Below are 18,513 nucleotides of genomic sequence, written 5' to 3' on the forward strand. Positions count from 1 at the left end.
TCAAGAATCCTTTAAATCCCTTGACATATTTATTTGTAAGTTTTATACTAGGCAATGGAGAAAATAAGAAATCTAAAAGGGGTTATATGATTATGATGAATAGTGATTTTGCTCTTGCTGTGCATAGTTTAGTCTTATTAATTTATAGTCCTGAAAGGATGGAAACTAGTAAGTCTATGGCAGAGAGTATGAAGGTTCATCCAGTAAGAGTTAGAAAGATATTGAGTCTATTAAGAAAGAATGGATATATTGAATCTAAAGAGGGTGCTAAAGGTGGTTTTATCTTAAAAATATCTGCAGATAAAATCTCTTTAAAGGATATCTATAGATTAACATCTAAGAACACACTAAAGCCTAAGTGCCATAGCTGTAATTGTGAGATTGGGGCAAATATTGAGGATGTATTAGATGTTATATTTTACAAGGCTGAAGAGAGGGTAGGGGAGTTTTTAGAAGAGTATACTATTCAGGATATCTTTAACATATTGAAAAAGAGATGTAAAGAAAACCGGTCTTGACAAAAGTAACTGTAACAATTATAATTACATTAGAATTATCCTACTATCAATACATTTTTAAAAGTAGTAGGATAATATTTTTGTCACAAATGTAATAAAAAATATTACATATCTAGACTAAGGTGGAGGTGGTTTAGCTAATTTGATAATAAAGCTTTAATAAGTTAAAAATAATAGTGAATTGAAAGAGATACATAATGAGTAATTACTAGGACTAAATAGGGGTGATAAGAAGTGGATATTAAAGAAGCAATTAGGCAGAGAAGAAGTATTAGAAATTTTAAATCAGATAAGTTAAAAGAAGAGGATGTAGAGTTGATTTTAGAAGCCGCGAGATTGGCACCATCAGGGACTAATGTACAGCCCTGGAGGTTTATTGTAGTAGAGTCTGATAAGATGAGAGAAGAATTAAAGGGGTGTACTTTAGATTTTGTAGGAGGTGCACCTGTTACAATAGTCTGTTGTGTTGATAACAATTCTTTAGAGAAGGTACCAGATAGGCTTCAGGAATTGAGTAAGGCAGGTGCTTTTAAGGGAACTGCTTTAGAAAAGGTTGGTAGTTCTGGATATAAAGGACGTAAAATGAGTGAAGAAGATGCTAAAAGGTACTTACATTTAAACTTGTCTATTGCTATCGAGAATATGACTTTACAAGCAACAGAGCTGGGCATAGGTAGTTGCTGGGTGATGATGTTTAATCAGCAGAAATTATCAGAATTATTAAATTTAGATGATAATATAGAAGCAGTGGCATTATTGCCGATAGGCTATGCAGCAGATAACCCAGCACCAAGACCACGACTATCCTTAGATGAGATAGTTATTGATAGGGTGTAAATATAAAAGACCCCAGGTATATACCTGGGGTCTTTGTTATGGTTTTATCTTTGGATACTCTATAGTTATATTATTTTACTTCAGTAACACCAGTTACTTCACCTTTAGATACTGTAAAGCTATCTTTATATTCTTCTTTAGCAAAGTAGATATTACCTTTAACTGTAGCTTTATTTACATTAAAGCCATTAGCCTCTACATAAATGTCACCAATAAAGATACCACCTTGGAATCGAGTGTTAGGACTTTTAATAATCATCTTTGGAGCAGTGATAGTATATTTTTCAGTGATATTGTGACTTTCATCTTGAGCATAAGGAGCTAATTTACGATATACTTTATTGCTAGACTTACCTTTATCATGGAAGGTACCTTCTACAACTAACTCTTCATCAAAGGTTAAGTCATTTAAAGTAGCAATAATCCACTTACCATCTTTACCTATAGCTTTTTTGAATACTTCTCCATCACTTACAATTGAAGCTGCTGTTACTACATCTGCTTCACCTTTCACTTCACTAACACCAGTTACTTCGCCTTTAGATACTGAAAAGCTGTCTTTATACTCCTCTTTAGCAAAGTAGATATTACCTTTAACTGTAGCTTTATTTACATTAAAGCCATTAGCCTCAACATAAATGTCACCAACAAAGATACCACCTTGGAATCGAGTGTTAGGACTTTTAATAATCATCTTTGGAGCAGTGATAGTAAAACTTTCAGTGATATTGTGGTTCTCATCTTGAGTATAAGGGGCTAATTTACGGTATACATCATTACTAGCCTTACCTTTATTATGGAAAGTACCTTCTACAACTAACTCTTTATCAAAAGATAAGTTATTTAAAGTAGCAATAATCCAAGTTCCATCTTTGCTGATAGCTTTTACAAAAGCAGCCTCATCACTTACTATCGATGCTGTTGTTACAGTATCAATCTCTTCTTTAGGCTCTTGTTCAGTTGTAGCAGTTTGATTTCCACCACACCCTGCTAATACTACCAGTGATAATAAGAATATTAGACTTAAACTAAAAAATTTCCTCATATTTATCTTCCTCCTAAAAAATAATAGTTATTATCAAACAAGATTCTATGTAAATAACTAGTCATCTTGTCCAATAATTAAGATATAGTAAGATAATATGTATTTGCAAATACATATTATCTTATAAGCTTTAATAATTATTGATAGATTTGTAAATAATTAATGAGCTAATAATTTATCAGATTAATCCTTGTCTACAGAATTACTACTACTCATCCTAGTAAACCACCAAAAATAGTTGGAATTAGCCTAGAAAAATTAAAGAGCAAAGGCTAAACTGCAATGTCTTTATCATAATTTACTTTCTTTTTAGATAGATTAAATAGCCAAGGGATTAAATAATAATCCAGCCCAAAGGCTTTACCAGCACCAGAAAGCATGGTTAAAGAGATTAAGAATAACCAGACTGGCTCCCAGATTCCTGCCTCTGATCCTAAAGCACCGATGATAAAGTTAGCACTCATTCCCATTGCTGCAAGTCCTCCTAAGACTGTTAAGCAGCCAAAGATTAAACTAAGACCTACACCTAGTTCAGTAAGCACAAGTACTTTTTGGAATAGTACTTGATTTGGGGCAACAAAGGTCTTCATTAAATCAATATAGATTTGGGGTGTACCATCACTCCATAAGACTGAAGAGGCTCCAGAAACCAGTTGCCCTTCAGATCCAGTCAACCAACCCTCTTGTACTTTATGAATACCTTCGATTAAGAACCTCAATCCTAGAAAGATTCTTAAGATAGCCAACCAATAAGTACCTGACTTTTTAGATAAGTGTCTTACTAGCATTCCAATACCTCCTTTAACATCAGCAAATTGATGTTCAATATATTCCCAAATCAAACTCAAACCATTAACTTCAAATAGATAATGCATATTGATCAGATGCTTGGTCATCATTGCCAAAAATCCTGATATTGGCAGAGTTATTTTTGGAGTAGGTTTAAGCTCTGCTACGGCATAATTAGCCCCTATAGAGACCATTACTCCATGTAATTGTGGTTTAAATTCCTTTAACTCTTTGCCACTAATCTCTGCATAGATATTATTAGCAACAGATTTGCCTGCCTGTACAGCAGCCTCAACCAATTGGGGCATAACCCAGTTATCGTCAGTTTCAAAGTAAGTATTATCTCCAATGGCATAGATATTTTCTATAGATGTCTGTAGATAGTTATTTACTTCGATTCTATCACGATGATTTAAGTTTAATCCTAATTTTTTTACAAACTCTTTAGCCTTAACTCCACCAGTCCAGATTAGAGTTTGAGTTCTGATCTTTGTATCTTCTTGTTGAGGTGTATCAACAATATGATTTCCTTCTAACTGACAACTGTTAATAATTACACCATCTTCTTCTACTTTGCAGATAGTAGAATTTAAAAGAAGCTCTACTCCAAGTTCTTTTCTAAGATATCTCTCTGCTTTAGCAATTCTTTTTTTGCTTAATACAGGAAGAATCTTATCCATAGCTTCAATAACTTTAATGCTGACTTCTTCTTTTGGAATATTATATAATTTACATAAATCATCTGTCCATTGAGCAATCTCTCCAACTACCTCTATTCCAGTGAAGCCACCACCACCAACAGTAAAGGTTAATAGCTCTTTACGCTTGTTGATATCCTTCTCTTGAGAGGCCAAACTGAACATAGTACGAATCTGTCCATTGATTTCTTTAGCATCCTCTAAAGACCAGAGATCAAAAGCATGTTCTTCCATTCCAGGTATGTTAAAGTATGTTGGCTCACTACCTACTGCTAAGACCAAATAATCATAGTTATATATAGAATTTTCAGATAATAACTGTTGTTTATCAGTATCAATACCAGTAACTTTATCTTGGACTAGGTTGACTTTAGTATTATCAAAGACCTCAGCTAAGGAGACTTTTACTCCATTACTATCGATTCTATTACCAGCAACCTCATGTAGTTCAGTTAATAAGATATGATGTTGATGTTGATCGATTAGAGTAATTTCAACAGAGTTGTCCTTTTTAAACTTCTTATTAAGGGTTTTAGCAGCCTTAATCCCAGCATAACCAGCTCCTAGAATAACAATCTTTTTACTCATCTCTTCCCTCCTTTGAAAAAATATAAATTTTAAGAGAATAGATTAATTCTCTATTTAATATATTTCGCTGATAATTTTCTAATTCCTTTATAGTTTTATAAAAGATTATGATCTTTTGCAGGATAAAAGGGGTTGAGGATAGAATTGATTTAATGATATTATTAGATTTAGATGTAGTGGTAAACTAGCTTTTTCTACTAGTTAAATTTTGGATAAATAACGCTTAACAAGAACAAGGTCGAGTTTTTGGTTAGAATCACTAATTTCTAGGTTTTATTGATAAAATTTTAAAAAGGATATGTGGTGATAAAAGTGAAATTAAATAAAGAAAGATACTTTAAATTTTTTTATTTGATCCTATTGATAAGCATAACTTTATTAGGATGCTCCGCCAATAATAGTGAAGATTTTACTTTAAAAAGTGATTATAAGATGGGAACGATAGTTCAACTAAAGGCTTATGGCAAGAATTTAGAGGGTACAGTTAAAGAAGCTTTTACTTTAATAGACCACTTAGAGCAGAAGATGAGTTTAAACATTGAAGGTAGCGAGATTAACCAAGTTAATAACTTAGCTGGTCAAAAAGGTTTTCAGGCAAGTGATGATACCTATCTAGTGATCGATAAGGCTTTAAATTATGCTAAACTAAGCCAAGGGTCTTTTGACCCTAGCATCGGTCCAGTCGTTAAATTATGGGGGATAGGTAGTGAGAAGCAGAGGGTTCCTTCTAAGGAAGAATTAGCAGCTAAATTGAAACTAGTAGATTATCGGCAGATACAGTTAAATCCTGATAATAAAAGTATTAGCCTAACAACAGAGGGCATGATTTTGGATGTAGGTGGAATTGCTAAAGGGTATGCAGCTGATAAGGTGATTGAATTTCTAAAGAGTCAGGGGGTCAAGAGTGCTTATGTCAGTCTTGGTGGCAATGTATCTGTTCTAGGAACTAAACCTGATGGTTCTAATTGGAAGGTAGGAATTCAAGATCCTAAGGCCAAAAGCCGTGGTGAAGTAGTTGGTGTTGTCAGTTTGAAAGATAAAACGGTAGTAACATCAGGTAATTATGAGCGTTATTTCATTGAGGATGGTGTTAGATATCATCATATCTTAAATCCAAAGACTGGTTATCCAGCTAAAAATGGAGTTATCAGTGCTACAATTATAGCTGAAAGCTCCTTTGATGCTGATGCCCTATCTACAGCAGTCTATATTCTAGGAATAAAGCATGGTCTAGAGCTGGTTAATCAATTGGATGGTATAGAGGCAATTTTGATTACTGAAGAGAATCAAATCTATGTTACAGCTAATTTAAAGGATAAGTTCAAACTTACTAAAAAGAATAAATATACCTTGGCAAATTGATATATAAATTATTTAAAGTAGGTGATAGAGGGTGTTTTGGGATAGATTTCCCCTTATTAAAGAAGAGATAATAGAATTTGAAGATTATTTACAGAGTTCTTTAGTCAGTAGGCAGCCTTTGATTCAAGAGGCTATTTGTGATTTGGCTAAATCAGGTGGGAAGAGAGTTAGACCTGCTTTACTGATGATAACAGCCAAGTTTGGTGAATATAAGAAAAAAGAGGTATGGTCATTGGCTGCTGCTTTAGAGGTTCTCCATATGGCAACCCTAATCCATGATGATATTATAGATGATGCCAACTTACGGCGTGGTTCCCAAACAGTACAAGCAAAATATGGTAAGGATGTAGCTGTCTTTGCTGGTGATTATCTCTTTACTTTGACCTTTGATATCTTAGCTGGAGAGGCTACACAGCAACAGCTAAAGCAGGTATCTAAGGTGATTAGGCAGATCTGTGAAGGTGAGATTCAACAGCATCAAGATAGATATAATTTAGATGTAACCTATAAGGGTTATTTTAAAAGGATTAAGAGTAAGACTGCTTTGTTATTTGAGGGAAGCTGTGCTTTAGGGGCAGGTAGTGCAGGCTTATCTAAAGCACAAATTAGAGATCTTGCCCATTATGGACGTTATATAGGGATGGCCTTCCAATTGGTCGATGATCTTTTTGACTTTAGCAAAAGTAGTAGTAGTATTGGTAAGCCAGAAGGAAATGATTTTACTCAAGGTGTCTATACCTTACCAATCTTATATACACTTTATGAGAGTAGCTCAGGCAAGAAGCTAGCAGAGCTATTAGATGATCCAGTAGATAATAGTCAAGAGATTAAAGAGATTATAACTAATAATAGTGCTTTAGACTATACTATGAAAATAGCTAAAGATTATATCAATAAGGCTAAAGATAGGATTAAGGGGTTAGAAGGTAATCCATATCATCAGATATTAACAGATTTAGCTGATATAGTTGTAAATAGAGATTATTAAAGAGGTCTAAATATCAGTGTGGATGTGGGAAGATTTTAATATTAGAAATCCCATATCTGCATTGAAATTTTAAAAATCTTCTTTACAATAGAATTACCTAATGTTATAATCTGACATAAGAATATTAGTAAATCTAAAAGCTGCTCTAGTTAAGAGTAGTTTATTTTTAGCAGTAGTTTAAACGTTTAAACTAGTTTATTTTCTATAATCTCTATTGTTTATAATTAAACTTAAATCTAGGGTATATAGTGAAAAAGCAACATTTAGGAGGTAGGTGGGTAGTGGTTAGGAAAATCCAACTACCTAACCACCTAACCCCTAACTACCAAAGTGAAAAGTGTCGCACTATACTCATTAAGCTTTACTTTAAATTTAAGTATTTATAAGATCTAATTAACTTATTTAGGAGGGATAAAGATGGAAAGAAAGTGGTGGCATGAAGCAGTAGTATATCAAATCTATCCACGGAGCTTTAAGGATACGACAGGAAATGGTGTTGGAGATTTACGGGGAATTATTGAAAAATTAGACTATTTAGAGAAGTTAGGAGTTGATGTGATTTGGTTATCGCCAGTCTATAAATCACCAATGGATGATAATGGTTATGATATCTCTGATTATCGAGATATTGCTGCTGAGTTTGGGACTATGGAGGATATGGATGAATTGATAGCTCAAGCCAAAGAGCGTGGTATCAAAATTATTATGGACTTAGTCGTTAACCACACCTCTGATGAGCACCCTTGGTTTATTGAGGCAAGTAAGTCTAAGGATAATCCCTATCGTGATTATTATATCTGGCGTGATCCTAAAGATGGAGGAGTTCCCAATAATATACCTTCCATCTTCAGTGGACCGGCTTGGGAGTATGATGAAGAAACTGAACAGTATTATTTCCATCTGTTCAGTAAGCGTCAGCCTGATTTGAATTGGGAGAATCCTCAGGTTCAAAAAGAGATACATCAGATGATGAACTTCTGGCTAGAGAAGGGGATTGGTGGCTTTAGAATGGATGTGATTGATCTTATTGGCAAAGAGGTTGATCAGAAGATTACTAGCAATGGACCAAGGCTACATCCTTTATTACAAGAGATGAACCAAGCAACCTTTGGTAATTATGATGTCTTGACAGTTGGTGAGACTTGGGGTGCAACACCAGAAATTGCTAAACTATACTCTGACCCTGAGCGTAATGAGCTATCCATGATCTTTCAATTTGAACATATGACCCTTGATTGGGATGATGAGGAAGGGAAATGGAGTCCTAAGCCACTAGATTTTAAGAAATTAAAGAAGGTTCTAAGTAAGTGGCAGACTGAATTAAAAGGTCAAGGTTGGAATTCATTGTTCTGGAATAATCATGACTTGCCACGGATTGTTTCCCGTTGGGGTAATGATCAAGAGTATCGAGTGGAGTCAGCCAAGATGTTGGCTACACTATTACACTTTATGCAAGGAACCCCATATATCTATCAAGGTGAAGAGATTGGAATGACCAATGTCAAATATGAATCAATTGATGATTATAATGATATTGAAATCTTAAACTTCTATCGTGATAACCTTAAAAGGGGGTATACTCATCAACAGATGATGGAGGCAATTTGGCAGAATGGGCGGGATAATGCTAGAACTCCGATACAGTGGGATGATAGTGAGAATGCAGGTTTTACAGTAGGGACACCTTGGTTAAAGGTCAATCCAAATTATACAGAAGTAAATGTACAAGAAGCATTAAATAACCATGATTCTATCTTTTACTATTATCAGAAGTTAATCCGATTAAGAAAAGAGAATGATGTCATTGTTTATGGTGATTATCAATTATTGCTAGAAGATGATGATTCAATCTTTGTTTATACTAGAAACTTAGCTGATGAGCAGATATTGGTTATCGTTAACTTCTTTAAAGCAGAGGCAGAATTTATCCTACCAGAGGATATTAGCTTTGACAATAAAGAACTATTGATAAGTAATTATGAGGTAGATGAAGATGAGAGTATTGATAAGGTTGAGCTTAAACCTTATGAAGCACGAGCTTATAGATTGACTTAGATATTTAGCCCCTTAAGTTTAAAATGAAATTTTCTACTGGAACTTTTTATTTCTAAGTTCATAAGGGGCAGATGGGGGTAGTAGTTGTAATTTGAGTGTTAAAAAACAGAAGAAAAGAATTAATCTGATTGAAGGGTTTAATTTAATGATTCCGGGTAGTGTAAATTCTTGAATTGAGTATTTCCAACCACAGTTTTTCCAGGAGTTAATTTAATATCTTTATCTATAATTACTTGATTGTAGATACTAGTTATTCTAAAATTGAAGGATTTTTGTCTTGGGTTAACTTTAGTAAAGATACCATCTGTTCTTCTTTTCAGTTCTATATATTTTTCTGTTTTCTTATCAAAGTACTCTAGTTTTTTAACTGGATAGAGGTGGTTTCTTAATTGCAAACTTATATAATATTCAGTACTATCTGAACCAAAATGATATTTTATTTTATTATCATTAGGGTCGGTGAATTCTAAGGGGATTATTCTCCATGTGGTACCGATAATACCCCTTGAGAGTCTAGTTATCTTTTGAAAAGCCTTTTCTTCTAAATCAATATAGTCTTTATCTTTACCCATACTATCAACAACTAATACTTTTATAGTATTTAGCCAGTTAGTGACTTCTAGATAAGCACCACACATTAGTCCTTTATTATAATCAGAGATATTGACTGCTGCTATATAGTATCCTTGCGGAGGAACTTCATAACAATGCCATTCTTCGTGTTTATAATGAGTAGTTTTTCCCTTATGAATTTCTTTGGGTTTAGGAATATAAATTTTCTCACCAGGATAGATAAGGTCTGGATTCTTTATTTGAGGATTGGCAGCAATTAATGTTCCAAGAGGTATGTTATTTCTTTGAGAAATGTAAAATAAAGTATCTCCGGGTTTGATAATATACTCATAGACTGGTTGAATAATTTGACTATTATTTTCATCTCTTTCAGTAGGAATTTTAAGCACCTCCATATATTGAATTTGTTTAAATATTATATATTATGTTATAAATGTTATAAGTGTTACATTGAAAATTAAGATTGAATTCGAATGGAAGGTAGGAAGGTGTAAGTTTTAATGAGTTGTATATGCTAAAGACATTATTCTAACAAGATAATTGATAATGTTTATCATGGATTTTTGGAATATAATATTATTTTAATCTTAGGTTAAGGAGGAAGTTACTGTGGGTGTGACAATCAAAGATGTTGCTAAAGAGGCTAAGGTCTCTATTGCAACGGTATCTTATGTAATTAATAATAAAGGAAATGTAACTGATGAAACCCAAGAGAAGGTGTTAAAGGCTGTTAAAAAGTTAGGCTATCAACCTAATCTCTCTGCTCGTAATTTGGTTGGGCAAAAGAGTAATCTAATCGGTGTATTAATACCTAATTGGGGTAATGCTGATAGATTAAGTGAGAGTAGTCACGATAACTTCAACTTTGATAACCCCTTTTATGGTAATATACTCAATAGTATAGAAACACTAAGTACAAAGGAAGGCTACAGTATATTACTTATCGGTTCTACTATTACTGCTGATAAAGTTAAAAATGTAATTTTACAGAGAGATTTAGATGGTTTGATTATTATTGGAGCACTTCCTAAGCTGATAGATAATTTGAGTGAAATTAAGATTCCAATAGTCTTGATTGATAGCTATACTAAGCAGGAAGAGTTTTATAAGGTAGGCATTGATGATGAGTATGGAGGTTATATTGCTACCAAGCACCTCTTGGATTTAGGGCATAAGGAGATTGGCTTAATTAGTGGTGAGTTAATAGAAGATGGTGTTGATATGGAACGCTTTAAAGGATATAAAAAAGCATTGCTTGAAAGAAATCTTCCTATCAAAGAGGAGAATATATGTAATGTAGGTGTTTCGATGGAAGGTGGTTATTATGGTATTGAAAAGTTATTAAAGCAGAATCAGCAGTTAACAGCAATTTTTTCAACTGCTGATATTATGAGTATGGGAATTTATAAGAAATTAAATGAGCTTAAGTACAAGATACCAGAGGATATTTCAATTGTTAGTTTTGATAACTTTCCTTATACTGAATTTCTCCATCCTTCCCTTAGTACAGTAAGTCAATCAGTTTTCTTAAAGGGAAGGAGAGCTACAGAGTTATTGATTGATTTAATTGCTGGAGATAGAGTGGATAAGCAGACCTTGACTCTCCCCATAAAACTAATTAAAAGGGATTCAGTTAAAAGGTTATGATGGCAGAGTATTGCTAAAGCTGATTTATTATTAAAGATAGGAGTTGATATGATGAATAGCTCAGAGATTATAGATAGTGGTAGTTTAACTGGAGATAATAGTTATTTTATCTTTAGTGAGCTTGTAGAGTATCAAAAGGAAGGGAACGTATTATTTTTAAGGCTAACAGAGGGGAGTATAGCCTTAGAGTTTTTGACTAGTGATATCCTTAGGGTAGTGATGGCTAAAGGTGATAATCAAGTTGATTTTAGTAGTACCCCAGCAGTAGTTGACCATACTTTGAATTATAATAATTTTAGTATCTTAGATAGAACAGAACTATTAGAGGTTAAAACAGAGTCCTTAAAGATCTTAATCAATAAGAAGAATTTCTCTTTAAGTTTTTATGACTTAGAGGATAAGCTAATACATCAAGATTATAATGATCATGCTCTTGGTTGGAGTGGAGATCAGGTTAGAGCATGGAAGAAGTTAGAGGAGCAAGAGAGGTTCTATGGGCTTGGAGAGAAGACAGGCTATTTAGATAAACGGGGACGAAAGTATACTATGTGGAATACCGATACCTTCAATCCCCATGTGCCAAGTACTGATCCATTATATCAATCGATTCCTTTTTTAATTGGATTTAATCAAGGAAGAAGCTATGGGATTTACTTTGATAATAGCTATCAGACTTACTTTGATTTAGGTCTAAACTCTAAGGAGTATTATTCCTTCTGGTCTGAAGGTGGGAAATTAGACTATTACTTTATCAATGGTTCTAATATCAAAGAGATAATTAAATCCTATACCGATCTAACAGGCAGGATGCCACTACCACCAAAATGGTCTTTAGGCTATCATCAATCCCGTTATAGTTATCATCCTGAAGCAGAGGTTAGAGAAATAGCCCAGAAGTTTAGAGAGAAGGAGATTCCCTGTGATGTAATCCATCTTGATATTCATTATATGGATGAATACAAGGTCTTTACTTGGGATGAGAAGGAGTTTCCTCAACCTAAGCAGATGCTAAGTGATTTGAGTAAGGATGGCTTTAAAGTGGTAACGATTATTGATCCTGGGGTAAAGAAGGACCCCAGTTATAAGCTATATCAAGAGGGTATCAAGCATGATTACTTCTGCAAATACCTAGACGGAGAATATTATATTGCTAAGGTCTGGCCTGGTGAGTGTGCCTTTCCAGACTTTACAAAGGCAGAGGTTAGAAGATGGTGGGGAGATCAGCACCATCTATTGTTAGACCAAGGTGTTAAGGGGATTTGGAATGATATGAATGAGCCAGGTATCTTCAGTAAGACCAGTACTATGGATCTTGAAGTAGTCCATGACAATGATGGGGATATGGGAACCCATCGCCGTTTTCATAATCTATATGGGTTACTAGAGGGGCAGGCTACCTATGAAGGCTTAAAGAGATATAATTTTGAGGAACGTCCCTTTGTCTTAACAAGAGCAGGCTTTTCAGGAATTCAACGTTATTCAGCTGTCTGGACAGGGGATAATAGGAGCTTTTGGATTCATTTAGAGTTGGCAATACCAATGTTGATGAATATGGGGCTTTCTGGAATCACCTTCTGTGGAACTGATGTAGGGGGATTTGCCGATAACAGTGATGGGGAGCTGTTGACCCGTTGGATACAGTTAGGTCTATTTATGCCTTTTTTGAGAAACCATTGTGCTATTAATAATATCAACCAAGAGCCTTGGTCTTTTGGTGAGGAGTATGAAGAGATAATTAGAAAGTATATTAAGTTACGTTATAGGTTCTTAACCCATCTTTATAACCTCTTCTATCAAGCTCACCAAAGTGGATTGCCTGTAATGAGACCTTTAGTTTTAGAGTATCCTGAAGATGAGAAGACCTATAATCTTTCAGACCAATTTATGGTCGGTGATAGTGTCCTAGTAGCTCCAGTATATCAACCAGATAGAAGTGAACGGATGGTCTATCTACCTAAGGGAGAATGGCAGGATTTCTGGACTGGGCAGAGCTATCAAGGTCAAAAGCATATTATAGCTAAGGCACCTTTAGATACGATACCGATCTTTATTAAAGCAGGTGCTATTCTACCTTTATCCCCAGTGATGAATTATGTAGGGGAAGAGAAGATAGAGGAACTTGAGTTAAATATATATTTAAGTGGTGATGTTAAAGAAGGTAGTTATCGCCTCTATGAAGACGATGGGAGCAGCTTTGCTTATCAGCAAGGGGGATATAATATAAGAGAGTTTAGTTATCTCTATTACACTGATAGATTAGAGGTTAACATAGATAGCCTAGCAGATGATTATCAATTAGAGTATAGTAGTTACTTAATTAAGTTTAGGAATCTAGATTTAGAACCAAGTATAGTGGTGGTAGATGGAGTTGAAAGTGATCAGTGGGAGTATAATAATGGTGACTTAGAACTTAAAGTAGTGATTGAGGCAAGTAAGATAGAGATTAAATAGGTATAAATAAAGAACGAGTATATTAATTAATATACTCGTTCTTTATTTAAGAAATACTTAAATTTAAAATATTCGATTAGAAAGATTGTTGGGATAATATAAATTATCAAATAATTAAAATTTAGTGTTACTGGTCTTTTTAATTGTCAATATAGACCTTTGGAATACTATAAGTTTTATAAGCTGATCTATTAACAATTTTATCTACTGATAACTTTGATCTAAATTATACTTAGAAACTGGGAAATTATATATAAATTAGTCTTGACCTTATCATAATGATAAGGTTTATAATAATAGTATAATCAGATTTGTTTTACAGAAGGGAGGAGAAAGTTTGTTTAAAATAGGAGAATTCTCAAAGTTTACAAAAGTATCTACCAGAATGTTAAGGTATTATGACAAAGTCGGATTATTTAAGCCTGCAAAAATTGACGAATTGACAGGATATCGCTACTATTCAGCAAAACAAATGCCAGAACTTATCAAAATAATTACATTTAGAGATGTTGGATTTAACATAGCAGAAATATCTAGATTAGTTAAAATGAAAGATAATGAAGATATTTTAAAGGAATTAGAAAGCAAAAAAATTGAAATTGAAGAAGATATCAATAATCAAAGGAAAACTATATCTGATATTAATAAGATTATTTCCACATTAGGAGAGGAGATGATTATAATGGATTATAAAGTTGAATTCAAGGAAATACCAAGTTGTAAAGTAGTATCGATAAGAGAGAAGGTGAAGAATTATAATAAAGAAGTTGACTTATGGGCTATGCTAGGTAATTTTGCTCAAAATAGTAAATTACAACCTAATGGTAATCCTTTTGCAATATACCATGACGGCGAGTATAAAGAAAGTAATGTAGATATTGAGGTTGCGATGCCTGTGGCAGAGTTACAAGAAAACGAAGGAAAATTTGTTTTTAGAGAAGTTGAGCCTGTGCCATGTGTGGCAACACTTTTATATAAAGGGCGTTATGAAAACATTGATAAAGCCTTTTTCTTTCTTGCAAATTGGATTGAAGATAGTGAATGTGAACCTTATGGAGAAGTACGTCAAGTATCTATTAAAGGAGCATGGAATGAATCTAATCCAGATAATTATCTAGTAGAAATCCAAATACCTGTAAAAAAACAAAATGTGTAGATTCAAATAATTATTTTCATAAAAAATATAAAAAATCTTTTTTGCAGCGGCATCCTATATATACAGCGAAAAAGAATCATTAGCCACAGTGTTTTAACCTGTGGCGATATTATGAGTTGTACAGAAGCTACGAGTTAAAACCCGTAGCTAATTGAAATGTTAAATCTTTAATGCCATATATATAAGTGGGAGAATAAAAATTAAAATTCTGCGAAGGGTTATTTTTTATCTCAAAGAGTTTCGCACGAAGAATTATTTTTGGAGTGATTAACACTATATACATTGATAAAAGATTAATGAAAAACTTTAATTAAATCTATATAGAACACGAAAAAGAATTTAAATTCACCTATCAATGAATTAAAGTCTAAATCTGTTTTGACGCAGACTAAAATCTGATTAACTTCTGATTTAAAACATTTAATAATTTTATGTTTTAGTCCGCTTTTGTCTGCGTAAATCTGCATCTAATAATTCTTTTGGCTTTGAGTTCTTAAATAATTATGAAAATTTAAAGTCTAGAGACATAATATGAAATCTTTATCGGTTTCTCTATACTATAAGAAATAGATATTTTAAATATATCCATATAAGGAGGAGATATTAATGGAAAAAATTTTTTTATTTTTATTATTAATCTTAGTTTTGATCAATATATCGATGACAGCATTTGCAGCATCAATTTTTGATTGGAAAACTTATGAAACCGATGACTTTATTGTATTTTATCAAGAAGGATACGAGTATCAAGCTGAGCAGACCTTATATTATCTAGAGAAATATCATTCCAAAATTGATTCAGTTACAGGAAACGATAAGAATTTTAAAACATGTATTGTACTCCAAGATATGGGGTTAGAAGTAGATGGTGAGGCAGACCCTCTACCTGTCAAAATCAGTATTGTTACAAATAATCCACAAATGGGTCCACTTCTATCATATGATAGTTGGTTAAGGATGGTGAGTGTTCATGAATATACTCATATATCTCAAATGACTAATACTAAAGGAACAGCATCTGTTTTGACTAAAATTTTTGGTAACTTCTTTTCACCAAATCGTCATAGCCCAATTTGGGTGCTTGAAGGAATAACGGTCTATAATGAATCACAAACTAGTCCTTATGAAGGAAGGTTAAATGCGGGTTATTTTGATACTCTTATATCCAGTAAAGCAGCAGCTGACAAATTACCATCTTTATTAGAAGCTAATTATAGGCTGGACTATTTTCCAAAGGGCCAATTTTATCTTTATGGTGGGGTCTTCTTTAGATATTTAGCAGAAACTTATGGTGAAGATAAGTTTACTGAATTTTTTAATGAGTATGGTTCCTATTATTGGACCCCTATATTAGCTTTAGGAGATGTTTTTCCAGCTATAGGGATTGACAAAGCAGCTAAGAAGATATATGGAAAGAGGTTTCCGGATTTATTTGAAGAATGGAAAAGTTATGAGAAAGAAAAGAATAAAGGTTGGCAGATTCCAGGTAAGGTGATTGCAAGTAGTAAATCGGGCTCGATTAAGGGGTTAACTTTTGCAGATAATAAATTATATTATTTTAAAGAAAAAACCACCAAACCAGCGGTTCTTAATAATAGATCTGTTTATAATTTGATCGAATATGATTTAGAAAATAAAGGGGAAAGTATTTTATTAACTTCTTTAATGCCCAATGTGGCTTCGATTAAGGTGGTGAATAACAAGTTGTATTATGCTATTGGGGTAGGAGAAACAGCTATTTTGTATAGTTATGACTTAAAGACAGCAAGAAAGGAAGAAATATTAGAAGATGAGTTCAATGATTATTCAGTTTTGGAGAATGGAACTATAATCTATGCAAGGCAAAATAATGAAAAATTCGGTTCGGAAATTTGGAAATACGCAAATGGTGATGAGAAGAAGTTAGGAATTACAGAAGAATTTATAGGAGAAATTGAAAGTTATCAGGATAGACTTATTGTAGTTTCTAAAGAAGTTTTGGGATCTAATGGGATTAAATTTTTAGATATTAATGACGTATCCTTAGAAGAAATTATAGACACCCAATATCCAGAAACTAATATAAATGTTATAGCTGATAAGATTTATTTCATTAGTAATTATGATGGTTTACTAACAAATTATGAATATAATTTGGAGACTAAGAAGTTGGCTAAAATAACTGATGGTATATTGGAGTGTAAAGGTATTAAAGGTCTTTCATACAAGGATAAATTTTATTTTGTTTCAGTTGATGCAGAAGGAACAAACATATATGAAGTTCCATTGAATTATGAAGAAGTTTCCTTGGCTGAAGAAAAAGTTATTGAGGATAATATAAAATTAGATCTTTCTGATTTGGATATTCAAGCAAAAGAGGGGAAAGGTTTTAGTAAGAGTTTAAGTCATTTATTTAAACCAACTAAGAGGTTATTCCCATCTTTACTAGCTGGGGAGGATGCTTTAGGCTTAAATTCTTATTCTATAGATTATTCTGAATATGGAGGATTGGATTTCTATTTTAATACACAGATGTTACTAGTACCAATTTCGATAAGTAGTATAAAGCAGGATGATGATGAGGATGAGGATAGGGAGACCTGCTTGAATCTTCTTTTACCAGTCTATTCTAAAGGAACAGAGTTAAGAACAGATATTATGTTAGATTACAATACTAACTTTAGTGAAAATGTTATACCAGGAGTGGCTTTTAATTTAGCTACGGCTAAAAATAATCTATCATTTTACTTGCAGAATAATGTAAATAATAATGGAGTTAATAGTGAAGTAAGTTATAGCTACTTAATGGATAATAGCAGTATAGTTCTTAAAGGAAGTAAATTTAAAGATTTTGAAAAAGACGATAATATAAGAGGATTCTCCTTTGATGATATAGATAATGGATATCAGCTCAATGCTGAATATATCCATAAATTATTTGAAGTAAGAGATGGCTTATGGAATCCAAATGTATTTATTGGAGATATTTATGGTAGTATCTTTGTGGATTACTTTAATGATGATGACTTAGATGTTGATGAAGCAGGCATGGCAAATTACCTTTATATTATTCCTGTAGTGGGTATTTCCATGACTGATGATGAAACAAAAGTATATTCCGGTGTTAAAATGGAATTTTAAACCCCTAACTTATATAAGTTGAACCAATAAGTTCAACAACAAACTTTGTGATTAAAAGTAGTAATTGGTTAAATTTGAGTTGCTAGTTAGTTACAGATTTTCAAATTATGATAATACCACAGTTTAGAACCTGTGGATAAAAGGTTATTTATAAGTTCAAAAATAGATTTTCATAAAAGTTGTGGAAGGGCCGAATTTGCTTATAAAATAAATTTACATAATTTTAGTAAAAATATTTAGCACATAATCAACAGAGAATGATTATCATTCATGTTTGTTCTCCTTTATTGACAAGCAATATTACATATGCTATCCTATTATCGTAAGAGAATTACTTATATAATCAAGTTTGATTAATTTTCTATAAGTTAGTCATTTTTTGAATTAATAATTAATATCTTAGATTTAGTAATTACATAAACTTATGTGGAGGTGAATAGAATGGCTTATACAATTACTGATGCTTGTATTTCTTGTGGTGTATGCGAAAGCACTTGCCCAGTAGAAGCTATTTTTGAAGGTGATACTCAATTTGAAATCGATGCTGATGCTTGTATCGATTGTGGTGCTTGTGCAGGATCTTGTCCAGTAGAGGCAATCGAAGAGTAATAAATACATAAAATCCTAGAGGATATCCTCTAGGATTTTTTATTTTATGGCTTTTTATAGAGTAACTATGGTTTAAA

13 protein-coding genes are annotated in these 18,513 nt (G+C 32.9%); 10 read left to right on the forward strand and 3 right to left on the reverse strand.

Annotated features, from left to right (window positions below; all coding sequences use genetic code 11):
• The first annotated feature begins 92 nt into the window (after positions 1-92).
• Positions 93-518 carry an Rrf2 family transcriptional regulator gene (locus BX659_RS11350; protein WP_172431923.1) on the forward strand — a complete coding sequence of 142 codons (426 nt, stop codon included), beginning with the start codon at positions 93-95 and terminating at the stop codon, positions 516-518.
• Positions 519-752: 234 nt separating this feature from the next.
• Positions 753-1,355, forward strand: a complete 603-nt coding sequence (locus tag BX659_RS11355; RefSeq protein ID WP_097018403.1) for a nitroreductase family protein — start codon at positions 753-755, stop codon at positions 1,353-1,355.
• Between the two features lie 70 nt (positions 1,356-1,425).
• On the opposite strand, the gene BX659_RS19300 is transcribed toward BX659_RS11355, so the two are convergent.
• On the reverse strand, positions 1,426-2,400 hold the full coding sequence (locus BX659_RS19300; RefSeq protein WP_216358807.1) for a hypothetical protein: 975 nt from the start codon (positions 2,398-2,400) through the stop codon (positions 1,426-1,428).
• 272 nt (positions 2,401-2,672) lie between these two features.
• Positions 2,673-4,475 (reverse strand): FAD-dependent oxidoreductase, encoded by a 1,803-nt coding sequence (locus tag BX659_RS11365; RefSeq protein ID WP_097018404.1) that lies wholly within the window; start codon positions 4,473-4,475, stop codon positions 2,673-2,675.
• A 432-nt stretch (positions 4,476-4,907) separates the two neighbouring features.
• Here BX659_RS11365 and BX659_RS11370 point away from each other — a divergent pair, with 432 nt between their 5' ends.
• The 3 genes from BX659_RS11370 (at position 4,908) to BX659_RS11380 (ending at position 8,880) form a co-directional block, all read left to right on the forward strand.
• Positions 4,908-5,837 (forward strand): FAD:protein FMN transferase, encoded by a 930-nt coding sequence (locus BX659_RS11370; RefSeq protein ID WP_258176137.1) that lies wholly within the window; start codon positions 4,908-4,910, stop codon positions 5,835-5,837.
• Between the two features lie 31 nt (positions 5,838-5,868).
• Positions 5,869-6,825, forward strand: a complete 957-nt coding sequence (locus BX659_RS11375; RefSeq protein ID WP_097018405.1) for a polyprenyl synthetase family protein — start codon at positions 5,869-5,871, stop codon at positions 6,823-6,825.
• 417 nt (positions 6,826-7,242) lie between these two features.
• Entirely contained in the window at positions 7,243-8,880 is a 1,638-nt protein-coding gene (locus BX659_RS11380; protein WP_097018406.1) for a glycoside hydrolase family 13 protein, read from the forward strand.
• A 137-nt stretch (positions 8,881-9,017) separates the two neighbouring features.
• Here the strand turns inward: BX659_RS11380 and BX659_RS11385 are convergent, their stop codons facing one another.
• Positions 9,018-9,848: an expansin EXLX1 family cellulose-binding protein gene (locus BX659_RS11385; protein ID WP_097018407.1), complete on the reverse strand. Its 831-nt coding sequence runs from the start codon at positions 9,846-9,848 to the stop codon at positions 9,018-9,020.
• 214 nt (positions 9,849-10,062) lie between these two features.
• Here BX659_RS11385 and BX659_RS11390 point away from each other — a divergent pair, with 214 nt between their 5' ends.
• The 5 genes from BX659_RS11390 (at position 10,063) to BX659_RS11410 (ending at position 18,436) form a co-directional block, all read left to right on the forward strand.
• Entirely contained in the window at positions 10,063-11,100 is a 1,038-nt protein-coding gene (locus BX659_RS11390; protein ID WP_097018408.1) for a LacI family DNA-binding transcriptional regulator, read from the forward strand.
• A gap of 51 nt (positions 11,101-11,151) precedes the next feature.
• Positions 11,152-13,551, forward strand: coding sequence for a glycoside hydrolase family 31 protein (locus tag BX659_RS11395; protein WP_097018409.1), 2,400 nt, complete (start codon positions 11,152-11,154; stop codon positions 13,549-13,551).
• Between the two features lie 337 nt (positions 13,552-13,888).
• Positions 13,889-14,707 carry a MerR family transcriptional regulator gene (locus BX659_RS11400; protein ID WP_097018410.1) on the forward strand — a complete coding sequence of 273 codons (819 nt, stop codon included), beginning with the start codon at positions 13,889-13,891 and terminating at the stop codon, positions 14,705-14,707.
• Between the two features lie 606 nt (positions 14,708-15,313).
• Positions 15,314-17,827, forward strand: a complete 2,514-nt coding sequence (locus tag BX659_RS11405; RefSeq protein WP_106231840.1) for a hypothetical protein — start codon at positions 15,314-15,316, stop codon at positions 17,825-17,827.
• A 441-nt stretch (positions 17,828-18,268) separates the two neighbouring features.
• On the forward strand, positions 18,269-18,436 hold the full coding sequence (locus BX659_RS11410) for a DUF362 domain-containing protein (RefSeq protein ID WP_097018412.1): 168 nt from the start codon (positions 18,269-18,271) through the stop codon (positions 18,434-18,436).
• Positions 18,437-18,513: the final 77 nt, after the last annotated feature.

This window comes from Orenia metallireducens, from assembly GCF_003001995.1.
GTDB classification, from domain to species: Bacteria; Bacillota; Halanaerobiia; order Halobacteroidales; family Halobacteroidaceae; genus Orenia; species Orenia metallireducens_B.